The sequence below is a fragment of the Agarivorans sp. QJM3NY_25 genome (assembly GCF_050870875.2).
Lineage (GTDB): Bacteria > Pseudomonadota > Gammaproteobacteria > Enterobacterales > Celerinatantimonadaceae > Agarivorans.
In genome coordinates this window covers 1,706,378-1,726,935 of the sequence record NZ_CP194041.2, presented here as the reverse complement: position 1 = coordinate 1,726,935, position 20,558 = coordinate 1,706,378, and the positions used below count along the sequence as shown (strand labels likewise).

General features: G+C 45.8%; 18 protein-coding genes. 8 read left to right on the top strand and 10 right to left on the bottom strand.

Going from position 1 to position 20,558, the window contains the following annotated elements; genetic code table 11:
• Positions 1-43: 43 nt before the first annotated feature.
• Both ACRRSW_RS07965 and ACRRSW_RS07960 read right to left on the bottom strand, forming a co-directional pair.
• Positions 44-1,273, bottom strand: a complete 1,230-nt coding sequence (locus tag ACRRSW_RS07965) for an alpha/beta hydrolase (protein WP_432453730.1) — start codon at positions 1,271-1,273, stop codon at positions 44-46.
• A gap of 92 nt (positions 1,274-1,365) precedes the next feature.
• On the bottom strand, positions 1,366-2,655 hold the full coding sequence (locus ACRRSW_RS07960; RefSeq protein WP_432453731.1) for an NCS2 family permease: 1,290 nt from the start codon (positions 2,653-2,655) through the stop codon (positions 1,366-1,368).
• A 375-nt stretch (positions 2,656-3,030) separates the two neighbouring features.
• On the opposite strand from ACRRSW_RS07960, the gene ACRRSW_RS07955 reads away from it, so the two are divergent.
• Positions 3,031-4,497 carry an aminoacyl-histidine dipeptidase gene (locus ACRRSW_RS07955; protein ID WP_432459048.1) on the top strand — a complete coding sequence of 489 codons (1,467 nt, stop codon included), beginning with the start codon at positions 3,031-3,033 and terminating at the stop codon, positions 4,495-4,497.
• A gap of 153 nt (positions 4,498-4,650) precedes the next feature.
• Positions 4,651-6,042: an SPFH domain-containing protein gene (locus tag ACRRSW_RS07950; protein WP_432453733.1), complete on the top strand. Its 1,392-nt coding sequence runs from the start codon at positions 4,651-4,653 to the stop codon at positions 6,040-6,042.
• A gap of 640 nt (positions 6,043-6,682) precedes the next feature.
• Here the strand turns inward: ACRRSW_RS07950 and ACRRSW_RS07945 are convergent.
• Complete coding sequence (locus ACRRSW_RS07945; protein WP_432453734.1) at positions 6,683-6,997, bottom strand: cupin domain-containing protein; 315 nt, start codon at positions 6,995-6,997, stop codon at positions 6,683-6,685.
• A 238-nt stretch (positions 6,998-7,235) separates the two neighbouring features.
• On the opposite strand from ACRRSW_RS07945, the gene ACRRSW_RS07940 reads away from it, so the two are divergent.
• Positions 7,236-8,846, top strand: coding sequence for an ABC-F family ATPase (locus ACRRSW_RS07940; protein WP_432459047.1), 1,611 nt, complete (start codon positions 7,236-7,238; stop codon positions 8,844-8,846).
• Between the two features lie 97 nt (positions 8,847-8,943).
• Here the strand turns inward: ACRRSW_RS07940 and ACRRSW_RS07935 are convergent, their stop codons facing one another.
• The 5 genes from ACRRSW_RS07935 to ACRRSW_RS07915 all read right to left on the bottom strand — a co-directional run bounded on the left by ACRRSW_RS07935 (position 8,944) and on the right by ACRRSW_RS07915 (position 12,815).
• The gene (locus tag ACRRSW_RS07935; RefSeq protein ID WP_432453736.1) at positions 8,944-9,972 is read right to left on the bottom strand and encodes a DUF2955 domain-containing protein; all 1,029 of its coding nucleotides are present in this window, start codon (positions 9,970-9,972) and stop codon (positions 8,944-8,946) included.
• Positions 9,973-9,981: 9 nt separating this feature from the next.
• On the bottom strand, positions 9,982-11,040 hold the full coding sequence (locus ACRRSW_RS07930) for an HlyD family secretion protein (protein ID WP_432459046.1): 1,059 nt from the start codon (positions 11,038-11,040) through the stop codon (positions 9,982-9,984).
• Positions 11,037-11,522, bottom strand: a complete 486-nt coding sequence (locus tag ACRRSW_RS07925; protein WP_432453738.1) for a MarR family transcriptional regulator — start codon at positions 11,520-11,522, stop codon at positions 11,037-11,039. The genes ACRRSW_RS07930 and ACRRSW_RS07925 overlap by 4 nt, the downstream gene beginning before the upstream one ends.
• 232 nt (positions 11,523-11,754) lie before the next feature.
• Positions 11,755-12,432 (bottom strand): LrgB family protein, encoded by a 678-nt coding sequence (locus ACRRSW_RS07920; RefSeq protein ID WP_432453739.1) that lies wholly within the window; start codon positions 12,430-12,432, stop codon positions 11,755-11,757.
• Positions 12,429-12,815 (bottom strand): CidA/LrgA family protein, encoded by a 387-nt coding sequence (locus ACRRSW_RS07915; protein ID WP_432453740.1) that lies wholly within the window; start codon positions 12,813-12,815, stop codon positions 12,429-12,431. Before ACRRSW_RS07915 ends, ACRRSW_RS07920 begins: the two co-directional genes overlap by 4 nt.
• Before the next feature lie 92 nt (positions 12,816-12,907).
• Here ACRRSW_RS07915 and ACRRSW_RS07910 point away from each other — a divergent pair, with 92 nt between their 5' ends.
• Positions 12,908-13,918 (top strand): 2-hydroxyacid dehydrogenase, encoded by a 1,011-nt coding sequence (locus ACRRSW_RS07910; protein ID WP_432453741.1) that lies wholly within the window; start codon positions 12,908-12,910, stop codon positions 13,916-13,918.
• Between the two features lie 178 nt (positions 13,919-14,096).
• The gene (locus tag ACRRSW_RS07905; protein WP_432453742.1) at positions 14,097-14,360 is read left to right on the top strand and encodes a DUF5062 family protein; all 264 of its coding nucleotides are present in this window, start codon (positions 14,097-14,099) and stop codon (positions 14,358-14,360) included.
• Positions 14,361-14,502: 142 nt separating this feature from the next.
• Here ACRRSW_RS07905 and ACRRSW_RS07900 read toward each other — a convergent pair whose 3' ends face one another.
• Positions 14,503-15,888: an 8-oxoguanine deaminase gene (locus ACRRSW_RS07900; RefSeq protein WP_432459045.1), complete on the bottom strand. Its 1,386-nt coding sequence runs from the start codon at positions 15,886-15,888 to the stop codon at positions 14,503-14,505.
• A 72-nt stretch (positions 15,889-15,960) separates the two neighbouring features.
• A complete protein-coding gene (locus ACRRSW_RS07895; RefSeq protein ID WP_432459044.1) occupies positions 15,961-16,593 on the bottom strand; it encodes a TetR/AcrR family transcriptional regulator in 633 nt (210 codons plus the stop codon).
• 272 nt (positions 16,594-16,865) lie between these two features.
• Between ACRRSW_RS07895 and ACRRSW_RS07890 the strand changes: the two genes are divergently transcribed.
• The 3 genes from ACRRSW_RS07890 to ACRRSW_RS07880 are packed head-to-tail and all read left to right on the top strand — an operon-like array spanning position 16,866 to position 20,450.
• Positions 16,866-18,416 carry an ABC transporter ATP-binding protein gene (locus ACRRSW_RS07890; RefSeq protein WP_432459043.1) on the top strand — a complete coding sequence of 517 codons (1,551 nt, stop codon included), beginning with the start codon at positions 16,866-16,868 and terminating at the stop codon, positions 18,414-18,416.
• Positions 18,409-19,521, top strand: coding sequence for an ABC transporter permease (locus tag ACRRSW_RS07885; protein WP_432459042.1), 1,113 nt, complete (start codon positions 18,409-18,411; stop codon positions 19,519-19,521). Before ACRRSW_RS07890 ends, ACRRSW_RS07885 begins: the two co-directional genes overlap by 8 nt.
• Positions 19,521-20,450 (top strand): ABC transporter permease, encoded by a 930-nt coding sequence (locus ACRRSW_RS07880; RefSeq protein ID WP_432459041.1) that lies wholly within the window; start codon positions 19,521-19,523, stop codon positions 20,448-20,450. Before ACRRSW_RS07885 ends, ACRRSW_RS07880 begins: the two co-directional genes overlap by 1 nt.
• Positions 20,451-20,558 lie beyond the last annotated feature (108 nt).

Here is a 20,558-nt window from a genome sequence, read left to right as displayed (position 1 = left end):
GTCTAAATTATTACCTTACCATAATGACCACAACATAATGAAGTCACAAATGCTTTTGTAACCATTGCGTGACCTCCGTAAAGATTTGATTGTAATTTTGTAAGTAATCATGCTCTTTCATCATACTAACCTGACTGCTTTGAGAGGCAGCACCGAGCAGCGTAATATCTGCTTGCGGTGAGATTGGGTCGTTCTCTCGTCCAACAATATACATCGGCAGTTTGGTTCTAGCGCCACCTAAAATTCCTTGGGTCTTCAGTGACAAAGGCAGACAACGATAGAATAAGTTATCGCGATTCGCCGAGTTACCACCACTGCGGTTCGCTAAACAATCTCGATACATTTGCGGCATCGACTGAAAACGGGTGACATCGGTAAATAGTCGGTCGACTGGCGCACCAATCGTGACCACAGCTCTTAGGCGGTTACTAGCAAGAAAAGCCAAACGCGCCGCAACATTTCCAGCAAAACGATAACCCAAGATCCCCACTCTATCTTGATCCACCCAAGGAATTTCTGGCAAGTAGTCCAATACAGCCAGATGAATTCGGCTACTATCTTGCTGTAAGCGCCACGGTGAACAGAAACCAGCGCCGGGTAAATCTATACTTAACATCGCAATACCTGCAGGCGCTAAAAACCGTTCAAATATGGGATAGAGCTCAGTTTGTATAGTATCAAGTCCACCACTAACTAATACCACCGGTTTTATCGAATCGGTATCGGGCAGATGCAGATAACAGGCGACTTTCTTACCTTCGATGGGAATCTGCATGGTCTTGCAAACATATTCACTTTGTTGCATCGCCGAAGCAAAGTTATTGTAAGCTAAAGCTTGAGCCGAAGTGGCCAGATCATCCCCTTTAAAATGTGGATAAGCGGCAATCGTCGCGCTATAGCTAGCATTTAAAAACTGCTGGTAAGCTAATGATTTATCACCACCTTGCTCGGCTTTCTTGGCTTCCGTTTGATGACGCACGGCACGTTGCATCCACTCAAAATTCCAATTTCCTGGTTGATAGCCCCCCACCGTATCGAGTAATGCACTGGTACGAGGTTTATCACTTATCGCTATGTCGGCAAATAAGCGTTCGGTTTCAATCGGGTCTAAACCTAACCAAGCCCAATATTCACGACGTAACAAACGATACCAGTTACGTCCTTCTTGTTGTCCTTCCGCTGTAGAATCCTTCGCCAAAGTATTAGAAATTGCCGATGTTTCGAGCACATTGATCCGTGGTTTAAACAGCACTTCAGAGAGATTCTCTTTCACATTCGCAGGCCTAAATATTGATTAATGAAGAAAATATAACATAAAAAAAAGCCATCACGTTGTGATGGCTTTTTATAAAAAATACAAAATGACTAGAAAAATGCAAACTTTAGCAAGAATACTAGCGCCAGAACCCATACGCTAAGGGGAACTTCTTTATGGCGTCCAGCCAGTAATTTAATCACTGCGTAAGAAATAAAACCAACCGCTATACCATCGGCAATCGAGAAGGACAAGGGCATCAAGATTGCCACAATTGCAGCGGGTGCAGCCTCGGTCAAATCAGTCCAATCAACATTGACGAGACCCGATAGCATCAAGATACAAACATAGAACAAGGCACCAGCAGTGGCATAGGCAGGAATCATCCCGGCCAGAGGAGAGAACAGCAATGCCAATACAAATAAGATCCCCACAACCACAGCAGTAAGACCAGTGCGTCCGCCAACTTCAACACCCGCTCCACTTTCAACGTAAGATGTGGTGCTTGACGTTCCCAATAGTGACCCGGTTACAGTGGCCGTTGAATCGGCCAACAACGCTTTTTTCAAATTAGGTAAGTGACCGTGTTCATCCAATAAGTTGCCACGCTGCGCAACCGCGGTAAGGGTTCCAGCTGTATCAAACAAGTCCACAAACAAAAATGCAAAAATAACACTGAGCATCGATATATCGAAGGCGCCCGCAATATCCAGTTGTAAGAAAGTAGGTGCTGGATTCGGTGGCATCGACATCACACCATGATACTGGCTATAACCCAGTACAATAGATAAAGCGGTAATCGCCAAAATGGAGATAAGTACACCACCTTTAACCTTGCGGTATTCTAAGCCAATAATCAGGAAGAAACCTAAAGCCGCTAAGATCATCTGATGCGGGTTTTGGTGACCTAAACTGATCAAAGTGGCTGAGTTATCCACCACGATGCCGGCATTTTGTAAGGCAATAAAACCGAGGAACAAACCAATACCCGCGGCAATACCAACCCGCAGTGTTTGTGGGATCGAGTTAATGATCCATTCACGAACTTTAAATAAGCTCAAACAAGTGAAAATACAACCCGAGAGAAATACCGCACCCAAGGCAACTTGCCAAGTGTGTCCCATACCAAGAACCACCCCGTAGGTGAAAAAGGCATTCAAGCCCATTCCCGGCGCTTGAGCAATCGGATAATTGGCATACAAGCCCATAATAAAGCAACCAATTGCGGCCGCTAAACAAGTCGCGACAAATACCGCTCCTTGATCCATCCCAGTGGCCGCTAACATGCTTGGGTTTACAAAGATAATGTAAGCCATTGTTAAAAAGGTAGTAATCCCAGCAATAACTTCAGTGCGCAGATCCGTACCATGCGCCTTTAATTTAAATAGTTTCTCTAACATCTCGATGTATGTTCCTTGGACAACAGGTATTTATTGGGCCGCTCCGTTGTGCTAGTAGCGGCAATCGCGGGGCATTATATTCATGGCTCCAGCAAGAAGCTACTGTATGTTCTCACCAAACTGAGCTAGATCAGTAAAAACCACCATTTTTTTCAACTTAGAACGTTAAGATAGCTGGATAAAATAGAAATACTTCGTTTATCTGCGTGATTTATCCCTTTTTAGTAGCGAGTTATCATGCTAACGGTCATCCAGATTCAACTTTTCTAGCCAATACGTATATATTCTAAACAAAAGCCAATAAGCAGACTTATATTAAAGTTTCCTTGCTGATAAAGTGAGTTAATTCTAAAAAAACAGATTTAAGGTAACATTGTGTCTACATTGTCTTCTCTATCACCCCAGCCGCTATGGCAGCACTTCGCAACAATTTGTTCTATTCCCCACCCCTCTAAACATGAACAAGCCATGATTGATTGGATACTTAGCTTAGCCCAGCAACACCAGCTAGAGCACTTCCAAGATGCCGTAGGGAATATCATTATCAAAAAACCAGCCACAGCAGGCATGGAAGATAGACAAGGAGTGATCCTACAAGCCCATCTAGACATGGTTCCCCAAGCGAACAATGATACCCAACACAACTTTGCCGAAGATCCGATTCAGCCCTATATCGATGGAGAATGGGTCACCGCCAAAGGCACCACATTAGGAGCAGATAATGGTATTGGTGGCGCCTCGATCTTAGCCATATTAACCAGTGACAAAATTGCCCACGGCCCCATTGAAGCTCTATTTACCATTGATGAAGAAGCGGGTATGACCGGCGCATTTGGCCTTGAGGCTGGCCTATTAGAAGGTTCGCTGCTCATTAATACTGACTCCGAGCAAGAGGGGGAAGTATATATGGGCTGTGCCGGTGGCGGTGATACCAACCTTACTTTTGCAGCAAACTATCAGCCAACCACCAACCAACAAGCCGCCATCGCGCTCAACATTAAAGGTTTAAAGGGAGGACACTCCGGTTGTGATATCGATAGCGGACGCGCTAACGCCAACAAACTGATGTTACGAGTGCTTGCGGCAATGCAACAACAAGGCTTAGAACCGATTTTATGCGATATTCAGGGCGGTAGTCTGCGTAACGCCATCCCACGCGAAGCCCGCTGTCAGCTGGTCTACGATGCGAGCCAAAAAACCGCCCTCATCGATTTAGTAGCACAACAGCGTCAAGCCATTGCCGATGAGTTTGGTAAAGTAGAAACCAATTTATGTATCGAACTCACCGAAATAACCACGCCACAACAAAGCTTTAGCGCGCGCCTATCAAGTCAAGTAATTGATAGCCTAAACGCCTGTAACAATGGTGTGGTGAGCATGAGCCAAGACATCGTCGGCGTAGTCGAAACCTCTCTGAACTTAGGTGTAATAAAACGCGATCAGCAAGGTAACATCGAGATCAAAATCTTAGTTCGCTCGCTCATCGACTCAAGCCGTCTCCAAGTGGAAGCCAGCATAGCCTCGTTGTTTAGCTTAACTGATGCCAAATTTAGCTTCTCTGGTGCTTATCCGGGTTGGAAACCAGAAACAGACTCGGTGCTCAAAACCGTTATTCAGGATAGCTACCAACAGCTATTTGGTGAATGCCCGAAAGTGATGGTTATCCATGCGGGCTTGGAATGTGGCTTATTCAAATCGGCCTACCCTCAGTGGGATATGGCCTCCTTTGGCCCCACCATTAAATTTCCGCATAGCCCCGATGAAAAAGTAGAAATTGCAGCGGTCGAAAAATACTGGCAATTACTGCTCAGCACCCTAAAAAATATTCCGGCCAAAGCCTAAATCATCTCCAAGCCAGCAAAGTATGCTGGCTTTGCCTCATCAAATTTATAAGCCCTAAATTAAATTGACAAAAAAGTCATTATTAGTATTTTAATTCTGTTATCATGCGCCCCGCAAAAATCCAAGTCAAAAACCGAGTAGAAGGAACTCATCATGTCTGACGATCTTGTCAAAAATAACGATGCAGCCAAAAGCGTGAAAAAAATAGCCAGTAAATTTGAATTTAATTACAAATTCATTGTGGGTCTGGTTGCACTGGCGGCTTTAATTTATACCCTCAGTAATTCGTTTTTCTACGCAGAGCCCGGCTATATCTATCATGTACGTACGGTCACCGGTAATGAAGCGGTTGTCACCGAGGTCGGTTATAAATTTTATCCCTTTGGTCGTTATAATTCCTGGAAGCGTTCAATGACGGTACAAGCGCTTACTGGTGCCTCGGCAAACCCAATCCGTGCAGAGAAAGATTCGGATAATTCCTCAGCTAGTTTACCGCCGATGAGCATCATGTTTCTTGACCAAGTAGACGCCCATGCTGAGGCGACAGTGCGCTTTTCAATTCCCTCTGACCATGACTCCTTTTTAAAACTAGCCCACGAATTTAGATCCCCTGAAAACCTGCTACGTACAGCGCTGATCCCGGCGTTTAAAGAAACTTTGCAGGCCAATGCTTCGCTGATGGCCGCAGAAGAATATTATGCTGGCGGACGAACCGAATTTAATTCTGAGTTTGAAAATCAAATGAGCAGTGGGATCTTATTGGTGAAGCGCGAAGAAATTACCATTCATTCTAAACAAGCCACCAGCGGCAGTGCTAATGCTGCGCTAGGCAAAGATCAGCAAGAATATGGCGATGACAGTAAAACAGTGTTTGTAGTAAATAAAGTTCTAGATAGCAACGGACAACCGCGCCGAAAATCGCAACGTTTCCTCGACTTTGGGGTCACCGTCGTATCCGCCTTGGTCACAGATATGCGTCCTAACGCCAAATTTATCGAACGAATGCAATTAAAACAAAAGGCTTCGGCAGACCGCGCGATTGCCAGAGAACAACGAGTGCAGGAAGAAGAGCAGCGCTTACTCGCAATTGCCCGAGGTGAGCGCGAAGTGGCAGAGCGTCAAGCCAAAGCGAAAGTAGAACAGATCCAAAAAACCACAGAAGCACAAACCGACAAACAACTTGCGATCACCAACGCTGAAAAAATGAAGGCGCAAGCCGAGATTTCCAAAGAAACCGCAGAAATTGACCTGGAAAAAGCCCGCATCGAAGCCGAAACTAAAAGAACGTTAGCGGAAGCAGAAGCCTACCAAAAACGGGTCATTCTGGAAGCTGATAACGCGCTTGCTCAAAAACTCGAAGCTGAAGTGAAAATTCAAAGCTTGTGGGCCGATGCTTTTGCCAAACGCAATGTACCCACCAACGTATTTGGCGCGGGGAGTGCGGCAACACCAGCAGGCAGCGATTCAGAAACTCGAGCATTTATGCAAATGCTCACCTTAGATGCAGCAAAACGCCTCAGCTACGACCGAGAAATCAACAAATAAGTTCTATCCTAAAAGCTCTCTAGTGATAACTTTTGCAAGCGTTTATTGTTAATTGATCCGATAAAATGTAGTTACCGACATAACTCATGGACCAAGCTCGAATCAATGAACAACCCGCACAGCTGAAGGGTTCGCCTAAGCCCCATTTAATTGCGCTGCATTTAAAGGGGTCTCCCTCGAATAAAAATCAATCATAGTTTTAGTTACAATTTGAAATTTTTTAATATGTCTCAAAATTTATCCATAGTTTGGTGGTGAATGGATGATCCCCGTTAAAGGATGTCTGCATTGAATCTTTTTCTAAGTTAGATAAGTTACCAAACAAGTGAAGAATTTTGACTCTTCTCGCTTTAAACTCGATGTGATTGAATTTTTATACCAATCTGATTCATTATATGAACAACTGATTACGCAACATAAATCTACCGATAATCAGGCATGACGCGCAGTAACTAGTAGCGCTGATTTAGATCAGCAAGAATGAACAGAGAATGAGTTAGATGGGTATTAGAGAGTCCAGCATAAAAAACAGAAGCCTTAAGTATTTGAAAACAACTCTAGTACCATGAAACTTAACAGCAAAGGCAGCCAAACGACTCATCAAAGTGCCAACTTCAAACTCCCCAAGCTTCGAGTTTGCTTAAGAGTAAAAAACAGCGAGCCAAATGGTTGGCCTATCGGCTGCAGTTTGACTGACTTTATGTTTAACATGGGCGGGGATATTAAAGTAATCCCCTTTATTTAAATGTTGCTCGTGACCGTCTTCAAATAACAAGCTGGCACTGCCTTCCAATACCATCACCCATTCGTGCTCGGCTTGATCGTACCAGCCTTGCTCGGGTGAACGATGACCAAAAGAAACGATCCGCTCGATACGTATATTGGGACGCTCTAGCAAATCACTAAACTGCTCTTGCTGAAAATCTTCAGCAATCCCTGAAAAAATATTAGCCATTTAACGATTCCTCTGTCAAAACAACATCATAACAATCCAGTAGCGCAAAATTAACCAAATCTTAGCTGGTGACCAATCCTTTTCGAACACGGATCCTGGCGTCAGCGATTGCGTCTTCAACTACCCAACGGATTAATAAACACACAACTTCCCTCGACTTTAGCGAGACAACTCTTTATAGTGCGCCCCCTTATACCGCTTATCTCAGCCTTCGTGGCCATCTTTCTAGGATTACCTTTTGATTTCTACCGCAAACATCACCATGCAATTTGGCGCCACGCCACTATTCGAAAATATTTCCGCTAAGTTTGGCAATGGTAACCGTTACGGCTTAATTGGCGCCAACGGCTGTGGTAAATCAACCTTTATGAAGATCCTTAGCGGAGAACTAGCCCCTAGCTCAGGCAATGTGTCAATCAGCCCCGGCGAAACGGTTGGAACCTTAAGCCAAGACCAATTCGCCTTCGAAGCTTTTAGTGTGGTAGATACTGTAATTATGGGCGATGCGGCCCTATGGAAAATCAAACAACAACGCGACCGTATTTATGCCTTACCCGAGATGTCAGAACAAGACGGAATGGACGTGGCTCACTTGGAAACTGAATTCGCTGAAATGGACGGATACAGTGCCGAAAGTCGCGCGGGTGAAATTCTATTAGAAGCAGGCATTGCCGAAGAGCTTCACTACGGGCTAATGGCACAAGTGGCACCGGGATGGAAGTTACGAGTCTTGCTTGCACAAGCTCTATTTGCAAACCCAGATATATTATTACTCGACGAACCCACCAATAACCTAGATATTCATACCATTGAGTGGTTAGCCAAAGTACTGAACCAACGTAAGTGCACGATGATCATCATTTCCCATGACCGCCACTTTCTCAACTCGGTCTGTACCCACATGGCCGATATTGATTACGGCGAACTGCGTATTTACCCCGGAAACTATGAGAAATTCATCGAAGCGTCTTCGCTGATCCGAGAGCAACTGCATAGCGAAAATTCGAAGAAAAGTGCCGAAATCGATGAACTACAGGCCTTTGTGAACCGTTTTTCAGCCAATGCTTCTAAAGCCAAGCAGGCTACCTCACGAGCCAAACGGATGGAAAAGATCACCCTCGACGAAGTTAAATCTTCCAGCCGTAGAACGCCCTCAATTAGCCTTAAGCAAGATAAAAAACTCCACCGTCAAGCACTCATCATTGAAGATCTAGCCCACGGTTTTGCCGGTGAGACGCTATTCAGCCAAGGTAATATTATTTTGGAAGCGGGGGCAAAGTTGGCGGTAATTGGCGAAAATGGAGCAGGAAAAACCACTTTTTTACGCTGTTTGATGAAACAAATTTCAGCCAACAATGGAGACATTAAGTGGTCTGAAAATGCCACCATTGGCTATTGTCCACAAGACAGCAGTAGCGATTTTGATTGTGAACTCTCGATCTTTGATTGGATGTCGCAATGGCGTAGTGCCAAACACGACGACTTAATGGTTCGCGGCCTATTAGGTCGACTATTGTTTAGTGCAGACGACTTCAATAAAAAATCAAAAGTATGTTCGGGGGGCGAAAAAAATCGCTTGTTGTTTGGCAAATTGATGCTACAAAACAATAATGTACTAGTGCTCGACGAACCCACCAACCACCTCGATATGGAAGCCATTGAAGCGCTTAATCAAGCTTTAGAGACTTACGATGGTACGGTCATTTTTGTGAGCCACGATCGCGAGTTTGTATCCTCGCTCGCTAGCCGAGTAATCGAAATAAAAGAGCAAAGCATTATCGATTTTCAAGGCAGCTATAATGAATACCTCGCCAGCCAAACAGAGCAATTAAGAGTCGCCAACGGCTAAACGTTCACGCCAAGATCACCTGCTTAATGAAAGGAAAAGAAGCGTAAGCCGGCTGCTTACGCTTTTACTTACGACCCGCTTATCTTTGATAGCAGGCTTAGTGACCAAAGCGTGTCAACGCAAAGCTGTTAAGTAATCGATGAATCAGGTAACACACCAACAAAGTAACAACCGTAGCAAACAAAATACTGCTTAGTCGATAAAGACCACTAAAAACCAAATCGTTACTCGGTGTAAGGTATTGCCCAAATAAGATCCCTAAAGTCGTGAGAGCACCAAACCCAACGCCTGAACCACCGCCCTCTTTCAAATGAACATAGCTAAACAACAACAGTCCAATCCACAATAGCGGAAGCACCAAGATCATTTGTCCAGACCAATGATATAAAACTAGCTGACAGACAAGGCCTGTACTCACTCCCAACATAGTGCCTATCGCCCTTTTTCTGGCATAACTTAAAGCACCATTCCAATGCATTGGAAACAGCAATAAAATGGTCGTCGCCTGAGCCGACATCGAATCTTGTAAGTCAAACACTTGAAATACCCAGAATGAAATAGTGGCAATTGACGCCCCCATCAACGCTTCATGCCGCATTCGGTGAGCTTGCTTTGCTAATACGGCTGGTTTGGGTCGAGGAGCTACATCGGGGATCAAGGCTGTCACCAAAAAAGCAATCAATACCGACAGCAGATTGGCTCCCATATTAGTGAAAATCAAATCATTCAAATCGGTACTGGGATAACTTGCAAAGTGCAGCATAATACTTAAGTTCAATAAACTTGTGGCTCCAAATAGAAACAAGCTACCTTTTGACATACAAGCGAACTTATATAGGAATAATACAAACACCAACATGCTCATTAAGATGGTATGACTGCCAAATAAGCCAGCGAGTAAGCCAACTTCAATCCCGCAAACCACTGCCGCTGCAATACATTGGCGAGCCACATGACCATTCATCACCGGAACCATTCCCAGCAATAAAATCGGGGTCACCACAAAAAAGACCCCGTTACTCAACTCAAAAAATTTACAAATGAGAAATCCAAGACAAGCACCGCAGGCTATTCGTAAAGCTTGGCGAAGATCATTCTCCGATAAGGGGCGATGCCACAAATTCATAGCTCAGCCTTAATAGATGTAATGCAGCATGCTCAGTAAACTGATTTGCGTTTTAGCGAGCCAGCGAAATAAACCATCTTCGGGTAATAGCTGTACCGTTGCCTGAGCACCAGAAGGTAAACCAGCGGTTTGAGCACCTTCTAGCGAAAAATGAATACGCATCCGTTGGGCATCTCTGACCCAACGGGTAGAAGTACTGGGTGTTGCTAAACGCCCATTAGCATCAAACTGCCCAACGCTCACACCAGCATCCATACCGATCACCGATGCCGAGTAAAGTTGCCCCGGATCGCCATCAAATGTGATGAGTGCTTTACTTCCCGTGACCGCCAAGCGAGAACTTTTTTCACGAAAATCGGCAATAACTTCCGCTTCCGTTGAAACCAAAGCTAATAAGGGCTGACCCACGGTTGCATATGCCCCAGCGGCCAGTTGCAGGTTGGCCACAATGCCCCCTCGCTCGGCTCTCACTTGGGTATAAGATAAATTGAGTTTTGCTTGACGAAGTTGGTTACGTGCAAGCCGAATATTAACATTATTATCATTCATCTCACCCCGACTGAACCGCAGTGCATTTAGCCGAGCTTGAGCGGCCTGCAAGTTAGCCTGTTCAGCCACCGATTCGCTTTGTGCATCATCTTTTTGCTGCTGAGAAATGCTGTGCTTGATAAATAACTCTGCCAGTCGTTGTGCATATTTTCGTTTCTGTTGCGCCACTATCCCTAGCGACACAACATCGGCTTTCGCCGCAGCTAAAGATGCATCCAACTGGTGGTTAGTTTGCTGGGCTAGCTCTAACGCTAACTCAGCCTTTTCCACTGCCAACTGGTAGGGCTTTGGATCGATAGTGAATAATAAATCGCCTTGCTTCACCAACTGATTATTCGCAATATGAATCGCAACAACATTACCATTAACTCGAGGCACTACCTGAGTCACCCCACGACTCACCATGGCCTGAGGTGTCAACGGAATTTTATAATCAGCAAATAAAAAGTAAGTAAATACCATGACAAACACCAGTATCGAAAACTTTATCCAACGGGCAAACTTTTGTTCTACGGTCATGTCACAGACTCCTCGATCTCAACATGATTGTCGTTTAATTGGTGTAAAGCATTATGGGTGATGGTCTCAAGCACAGTTTCAAACTGAGTAAGTGCCGCTTCATCAATGTTGGCCAGAATGTTCCGCCGCAGCGCTAAAATACGCCCCTCCACCTGAGTCATGAGCGCAATTCCATTTTCAGTAAAGCTAACAATACGCACCCGTTTATCACTCTCACAGCAATCACGAACGATCAGACCATGGCTTTCAAGTTGACTTAAAGTTCGCATTAACGAGGCCAATTCAATTTCCAATGCATTGGCGAGTGTTTTCTGACTCACATGGTCGTTTAAGGTTTTTAATTTCCATAATACCGTCCAACGCGAATGAGTCAGACCCAATGAAGTCAACTTACGATCGGCCACCGTCCGCCACAAACGGGCAACTCGACTGAGTTGCTCGGCCAACGACAATTGTTTAAACACTGCGATATCATCCATCATTTAATCCTCAGTTACTTAGCCTGCTAAGCATGATACATTACTTAGCAGGCTAAGCAAATAAATGTGATCAGGTTCTCATAAATTTTGAGCAATGGGATCTACGCCGATAAACGCATGAGGTGATGATTTGTAAAGTAATTGAAGTTTCAAAAAACAAGGGGGTAAGATTACACCAACAAGCCATTGAATAAGGTTCAAATGGCTTGTTGGGTGCTTTGCCGCAGTAAAATGACTAAAAAATAAAAGGCACAATCATCGGACATAAAATAGCGGTAAAGATCGCGCTAAGTACCAAAGCCAAAGCACTATAGGCACCTTGTTGATGTCCATCTTCCGAAATACGAGCCGTCCCCAAAGCATGACAAGCGGTGCCCATGGCAATGCCTTGTGCTTTAATGGAATGAATACCGAACAACCTTAATGTTGGTAAACCCGCAACCGCCCCCACCAAACCAGTGATTAGAACCGCAATCGCGGAGAGCGCAGGCTGACCTTGAACCTGTTCACTAATCAAAACGGCAATCGGAGTCGTTACTGATTTGGGCGATAAAGACGCGGCGATCACTGGTGTAGCGCCCACCAACAATGCCATCAACAAAGTTGAACTCACAGCAATAAGCACCGCCGCCAATACGGTCAACGCAATGCGCGGCAGTTCTCGCTTAATTTCATGTAATTGTTTGTATAAAGGCACACCTAAGGCGACAACCGCTGGCTGTAATAACTCACTTAACCAACCACTGTATTGGTTATAATCGCTGAACGCGATCCCAAAACTTAACAGTGCAATCACCAATACAGTCAGGCTAATCAGCACCGGATTTAACCATGGTGAGGGGTAACGTTGTTGCAGGCGTTTAGCAAAAATGTAGAGCGCGATGGTTAGCGGTAAATAAATCAGATTAATCATGACTGACGCTCCGCCTTCTGCTCCCAATACTGATAAATTTTACCCACCACAACTAACAAAATGAGGGTCGCTAATACACAGGTCATCATCATCGCAGGCAAAGCCTGAAATAAAGTTTCAAGATGGTCGACCAAACCAACACTAATAGGTACAAATAATAACGACATCCAACGTACAAATAGCATTGAACTTCGCTCCACCCAAGCCAGTTTAATCCATCTTAACTGCAACAGGATGGTCAGCAGTAACATCCCTAGAATACTTGCGGGGAGAAGGTTTCCGGTAAGGTAACTCAAACCTCGTCCGGCCCATAGGGCTGCATAAATAATGGCTAAACCCAGGCCAATTTCAAAGGCTATTGATTTCTGAAATTTTCTAATCACAATCGGTCGACATCCGTCATTCAATGAAGCTATTATGTAATAAAATTACATAACAAGCTATTACTAGCTAAGCTTTGTTTTTAGGAGAAGTCATGAAGATTAGTTTTTTTAGCGCGAAGCGCTACGACCGTCAACACTTTGATGCCCAAAATAAGTCTTCAGCATTTGCCATTGAATACTTTGATACCGCCCTCAGTACACAAACGGCTCGTTTAGCGCATGGCAGCGATGCAGTCTGTGCGTTCGTGAATGATGATTTATCGGCCCCCACCTTGCAGGCATTGCATCAACTGGGAATAAAGTTGGTACTGTTGCGCTGCGCAGGATTCAACAATTTAGATCTAGCCGAGGCGGAAGCTTTAGGTATCACCGTGTCACGAGTACCCGCCTACTCGCCAGAGGCGGTCGCCGAACATGCAATAGCCTTGATGATGACATTAAACCGCCGGATCCATAAAGCCTACCAACGCACTCGCGATGCCAATTTTTCGCTCGAAGGTTTAACTGGTATGAATATCTTTGGCAAAACCGCAGGCGTGATTGGCACCGGTAAAATTGGTTTAGCCACGGCCCGTATTTTAAAAGGGTTTGGCTGTCGAGTTTTAGCCTTCGACCCCTATCCCAACGACGCAGCGAAAGAGCTAGGTATTGAGTATGTCAGCATGCCCGAACTTTTATCACAGTCACGCATCATCACCCTACACTGCCCTTTAACTGTTGAAAATACTTACTTAATTGGTAAGTCTGCTTTCGCTCAGATGCAAAAAGGCACCTTATTAATCAATACCAGTCGTGGCAAACTGGTCGATTCCCTCGCCTGTATTGAAGCACTTAAAGATGGCACCTTAGGTGGTTTAGCCTTAGATGTGTACGAACATGAAAAAGAGCTATTCTTTGAAGACCTGTCGGCAGAAGTGATCCTCGATGATGTATTCCGCCGTTTATCCGCTTGCCACAATGTAATCTTTACTGGTCATCAGGCCTTCCTAACCGACGAAGCGTTACAAACCATCGCGAATACCACGCTCGCCAATGCCAGCGCCTTCCTCGACGGTAAACGCAGCGGTAACGAGGTAACCGCAGAAGCCATCGATAATAGTTAATAACAAGCCTTCTAAAGGCTGCATCCCAAAACTGAGCACTTAGCAATAAATGCTGTTTTTTTCGGCAACATAAAGCCAAGTCCGGGCTTAACTTAGATTTAGTGAGTTAAGCCCTGTTATTGAGCTGCGCTTTACCGTATGTTGAAGGGAGTAGATGGTAGACACAGCGAGACCTTGAGTGAAAAAATATAAACACGAAGCACAACTGTTAAAAAAGGCCATACAAATCGGCGAGGTTTATGCCTTACAACGTGGTTTTGCCAAATTTCCGCCAGGAATTTCTGAGAAAGATAAGGTGGAAGCCCTGTACATGTTATTGGCCGAAGACAAACGTCTTACCCCACTGCCCAAAGATAAACTGACCGGACCGGAAATGCGCCATAAATTAGTATTATGGTTAGCCAACCAACTCCCCAAAGACCACGAGTTATTGCAAGGCTAAAACCACTCAGCAAACAAGCAATGAGGAGAGCACAAAGCCTTCAGCCAAGCGAAATAAAATGCCGTTTGTTTTGCAGCTCTCCCGCATTGGCACTTCACCGTCGAATCAAACAGTGACAACACTTGCAGGCCATTGTTCAGGTTTAGCCCACCAGCTGTTTTGCGAACTGATGGTGTTGCGCTTTCAACTGATTTAATTGCGCCCGTGTTTGCTCTGCATCTTCAATCAGCCACTTGCCAGCCACCATTAACTTGCTCACCTGACTCGCGCCACACAAGATCAACGCGGCCAAAGGATCATGTGCCCCAGAAAAATTAAGTCCGTCTAATTGATACAAGCCCAAGTCAGCTTGTTTGCCTGGCGCAAGCACTCCAATATCATCTCGCCCTAGTACCGAAGCACTGCCTTGAGTTCCCCAGTTCAACACTTGTAGATGGGTGATTTGATCAGCACGATAACGTAAGCGCTGCTGCATCAATGAATGTCGCAGTTCTTGGATCATATTCGAACTATCGTTGGATGCCGAACCATCCACGGCCATCCCGATATGACATCCAGCGGCAGCTAAATCCAGTGTTGGGCAGATCCCCGAGGCGAGCACCATATTCGAGGTAGGACAGTAAGCAATACCGATTTGCGCTTCACCCAAACGTCGTATTTCACTGGGATCAAAATGAATGCCATGAGCCAGCCAAGTTTGTGGCCCCATCCAGCCGCAATGCTCTAAATAATCAACTGGACGCATGCCCAGTTTTTTCAGGCAAAAATCGTTCTCATCTATGGTTTCACCTAAATGGGTATGTAGCCGTACGCGATGACGTTTCGCTAACTGCGCGGTTTCACACATCAGTGACTGCGTCACCGAAAACGGCGAACAAGGTGCTAGGGCCAGTTGTAACATACTGCCGTCATCTGCGTCGTGATAACGTTTGATCAGCCGCTGGCTGTCCTCTAACATTTGCTGTTCACTCTGTACCACTGAATCCGGCGGCAGGCCGCCATCTTTTTGCGACAGACTCATGCTACCGCGCGTCAAGGTCGCCCGCACACCTAAACGCCCCACCACTTCGGCTTGAATATCGATGGCATCACTCAGTGCGTGATTAAACACATAATGATGATCGGCCACCGTGGTTGCACCGCTCAGCATTAGCTCCCAGCAAGCAATTTCGGTGGCAAGTTCGATGTGTTTAGCTGTTAAGCCACTCCAGATGGGGTAGAGAGTTTGCAACCACGGGAATAAAGGTTGATTAATCGCCGCGGGTAGACAGCGGGTCAGAGTTTGATAAAAATGATGATGGGTATTAATCAAGCCCGGCATCAGCACATAGCGATGTGCGTCAAAAATATCATCAATGGTGCCCGTCGGCCGTTGGCCAGCCGCCACACATTCAAGGATCGTCGACCCTTGTACCACTAATCCGCCCGCACAGTCACGTTCAGCATCAGGGCCGCTGATCGCCCCATTAAATACAGCTAACGGATCTTTAATCCATAATTTGGTGGCAGTTGGTGTCGCGACAGACATCGTTGGCATCTCACCCTTGTAAACAAAACATATGCTAACAGGGCAAGCAAAAAGCTGACCAAATAATCAAGTTCAATCTTTAACTAAGCCAATCCCTCGCAGCACAATATCAATCAGATTTTGTTCCGCAAGGTTAAACTCTTGCTGGTTTAGGGCTCGGCCTTTGATCAGTTTAATTTCGGTATCAAAGTCGGCGTAAAATTGGGTCGCGCCCCAAATCAAAAATAATAAGTTGAGTGGTTCGATAGGACGTATTTTACCTTGTGCAATCCAGGCTCGGATCAAGTCAGATTTACTGTTAGCCCAATCGATGACGGGTAATTGCAATTGATCCTTCACATTGGGTACACCTTGAATAATTTCCATGGCGAAAATACGTGAACTTTTCGGATGGCTGCGACTATAGCGCATTTTTGAGCGAATATAGGCGCTGATGGCTTCTACTGGATCATCTTCCACTGTGGTCTGCTCAAAAGCATTGTTCCACATGGCTAATATGTCTTGCAGCAAAGCCTTGTATAAACCCTGCTTAGACTTAAAATAATACAGTAAATTTGCCTTAGGTAATTCCGCACGGTCGGCAATCACTTGCAAAGATGTTCCTTGATAACCATGCTTTGCAAACTCATGAGTTGCAGCTTTCAAAATTACTTTTTCATTCTTCTTTCGAATGGTGCCGCCTTGCGTCACCGTCGTTTTTAGCATGCGCGTGAAGTCCCTTCTATATTCGCTGACCCGATTAATAAGTCAGGCATTATTAATGATAAAATATAAAATCACTAGTGCTAATCTGTCGCCACAGCGATAAGCTAGGTGCGCACCATAATGCTTCAAAACTGGCAAATTGCGCACCAATCAAGTACAACATATTTTAAACATTTATAACTTGTAAGCTACAACAATAAACTTGAACAAATGGTCAGATTTATGCATTAGCTGTGGCAAGCTGTTAAATATACACATTGAATGGACTCAGAATGAACCAACACGATTCATTGTTAGAACTTTGGCAAGTATCCAAACGCTACCCCGGCGTTATTGCCAACGACCAAGTTAGCATGCAACTAGAAAAGGGCGAGATTTTAGCCCTGTTGGGTGAGAATGGCGCGGGGAAATCCACCTTAGTAAAAATGATCTATGGTGTTGTTCAAGCCGATGAAGGTGGGATCCTGTGGAATGGGAAAGAAGTCAAAATCACGTCTCCTAACATGGCCCGGGCCATGGGGATTGGCATGGTGTTTCAACACTTCTCGGTCTTTGAAACGCTCACCGTGCAAGAAAACATTGAACTAAGCCTCGATGCTGGCGTGGTGAAAGACGCCGCCGCATTGCGAGCCAAAATTATCGAGTTAAGCGCCAACTATGAGTTGAAGGTCGACCCAGATCGTTACGTATATAATCTGAGCATCGGCGAGCGACAACGCTTAGAAATCTTACGTTGCCTGATCCAAGACGTAAAACTACTGATTTTGGATGAGCCCACTTCAGTATTAACGCCTCAGGAAGTCTCGGGCTTATTTAAAGTCTTGCGCACCCTTGCCAGTGAAGGCTGCAGCATTCTATTTATTAGCCACAAACTCAAAGAAGTCACTGCATTGTGTGACCGCGCAGTTATTTTACGCGGTGGTAAAGTCAGTGGCGAATGTGTGCCCGCCAACGAAACCCCCGATTCTATCGCCCGAATGATGGTAGGCAGCGATGCGGTGCTCTCGGAGCGTTACCATAAACGGATCGGCTCTGACGAAGTACTGGTGACCCGCGACTTAACAGTGCCCCCCACCAATCCTTTTGGAACGGGTTTAAACAAGGTTAATTTAAGTCTGCACCGCGGCGAAATTTTAGGCATTGCAGGGGTGGCAGGCAATGGTCAGGAAGATTTACTGGAAGCACTGAGCGGTGAAGATACCCGTGCCGAAGCCAGCAATATCGTGATGCATGAGCGCAACGTTGGCAAATTAAATGCCGGCGAGCGCCGCCTATTAGGGATGAGCTACGTACCCGCCGACCGCCTAGGACAAGGCGCCGTGCCCGAGATGAGCCTAGCCGACAATACCCTACTCACCAGTGCGCGTAAGGGGCTCACCAAACGAGGGCTGATTTTGCCGCATAAGGTAGTTGAGCTGGCCAAGGCAATTATTCATCACAACGATGTAAAGTGTCATAACGCCCATTCTCAAGCCAAAAGCTTGTCGGGCGGTAACTTGCAAAAATTCATTATTGGTCGTGAAGTAGACCAAGAACCCGACATTTTGATCTGTGCCCACCCAACTTGGGGAGTCGACATTGGTGCTGCTAGTGCGATTCATCGGCAACTGATTGAATTACGTGATAACGGTGCCGCTATCTTGGTGGTGTCGGAAGATATTGACGAGCTATTTATGATTTCAGACCGAATTGCCGCCTTATATGAGGGGCAACTGTCACAAGCCGTGCATACCGAACAAACCAATATTGAGCAAGTAGGCAAATGGATCGCGGGCGGCTTTATTAACCACGATGACCCCGAGGAGGGCCTGCGACGTGCTTAAAACCCAACCGCGTTTAGAATCATCAAAGTTAATGTCTTGGTTGTCACCGCTAATTGCGATCGTACTCACCATGCTGGTATCCAGCATGATGTTTTTAGCGCTGGATATTAACCCCGCAACGGCCTTTAAAGTGTTTATTATTGCGCCCTTGAGTGACAGTTATAACTTGGGCGAACTGATGGTTAAAACCACGCCCTTACTACTCTGTGCCACGGGCTTAGCCCTCTGTTATAAAGCCAATATCTGGAATATTGGCGCCGAAGGCCAGCTACTCGTTGGCGCCTTGGTGGGCAGCTATTTTGCCTTACAGGCCGGTGATGACAGCGGCTATAGCTGGTTAATCGTCACGCTCTTGGCTGGCACCTTAGCAGGCCTACTATGGGCTGCCATTCCAACCCTGCTGCACCAGTTATTTCATACCAATATTATCTTAACCACCATCATGCTGAACTACGTGGGTTTGTATTTGTTATTATGGGGGGTTCATGGCCCGCTAGTCGATCCCGCTGGTTTTGGCTTTCCTGAATCGGCTGTTTTTGCCGATTCGGTATTACTCCCCACCTTAAGTGAACAAGGTCGCGCCTCCATCAGTATTGTGATTGCAATATTGGCAGCCATTGGCTCGGGGATCATCCTGTATCGCACCCTGCCTGGATTTCAGCTGCGAGTATTTGGCTCCGACCAACCCGCAGCGCGTTACGCAGGCTACAGCAGCAAGTTTATTGTATGGAGTGTAATGCTTAGCGCTGGTGCGTTAGCTGGCTTTGCTGGAGTTGCCGAAGTAACCGGACCCATTGGCCAGCTAATCCCACAAGTTTCACCCGGTTATGGCTATGCGGCAATCATCGTCGCTTATTTAGGGCGATTGAATCCTTTTGGTATTATTTTCGCGGCATTTTTCATGGGCACCTTGTATATGGGCAGTGACCTGGCACAAATTGAACTGGGTATGCCTACCGCAATTACCGGGCTATTTCAGGGCATTCTATTGTTCTTCCTGCTGGCTTGTGACTTCTTGATCCACTACCGCATTGTTTTGCAGCCAAGTAAACCCAAAGCGAGCACCAGCCGCTCTTCTTCCGAACCAAAGCAAGGAACCGCTTAATGGATATCGAACTAATTCAACAAATTTTGGTTGCGGCAATTAAAACCGGAACCCCATTATTATTGGTCGCCCTTGGTGAGCTAATTTGCGAAAAATCCGGAGTGCTCAACTTAGGCCAAGAAGGCATGATGTTGATGGGTGCGATGGCTGGTTTTGCTGGTGCCTATTTTACTGGCAATCTTGCCTTAGGTTTATTATTAGCCGTCATTGCAGGCATGGCGATGGCTGCGATCTTCGGCATCTTATCGTTAAATTTAAATACCAATCAAGTGGCCACTGGCCTCGCCTTAACCATTTTTGGTGCCGGTTTAAGTGCCTTCTTAGGTGCCAGTTTAGTCGGCTCCACGGTGGTTGGCTTTAAAACCATGCCGATCCCACTGCTGAGCGAAATCCCTTTTATTGGCCCCTTGCTGTTTAACCACGATATTTTAGTTTATGCCAGCTTCGCCTTAACTGGTATTTGTTGGTGGGTCGTGAATAAAACCCGCGCAGGGCTAACCTTACGAGCGGTGGGCGAAAACCCATATTCGGCCAATGCTTTGGGAATCAAAGTGCTCAAGGTTCGCTACCTAGCGGTACTTACCGGAGGTGCCTTTGCTGGTTTAGCGGGTGCTTATATGTCGCTCTCTTATACCCCAATGTGGATGGAAAACATGACCGCGGGTCGTGGCTGGATTGCCCTCTCTTTAGTGGTATTTGCCTCTTGGCGAGTAGGCTATTTAGTCGTAGGCGCTTACCTGTTTGGTGCCGCTTCAATTTTACACTTGGTGATGCAAGGACTCGGGGTGACGATCTCGCCAAACCTGTTAGCCATGATGCCTTACGTGGCAACCATTGTGGTAATGGTCTTGATTAGCTCGAATCCAATTCGTCAAAAACTGGCCGCACCGATGAGCCTCGCTAAGCCCTTCGATGCTCGGATCCACTAACAAAAAACAGGGATTAAACCGCTTAGTTTAATCCCTGATACAACTCTAGAATGAGTTTTTTGTCAGTCCAGTGAGTAAAGCCTTCCGTTCAACACAATTTCACGTATC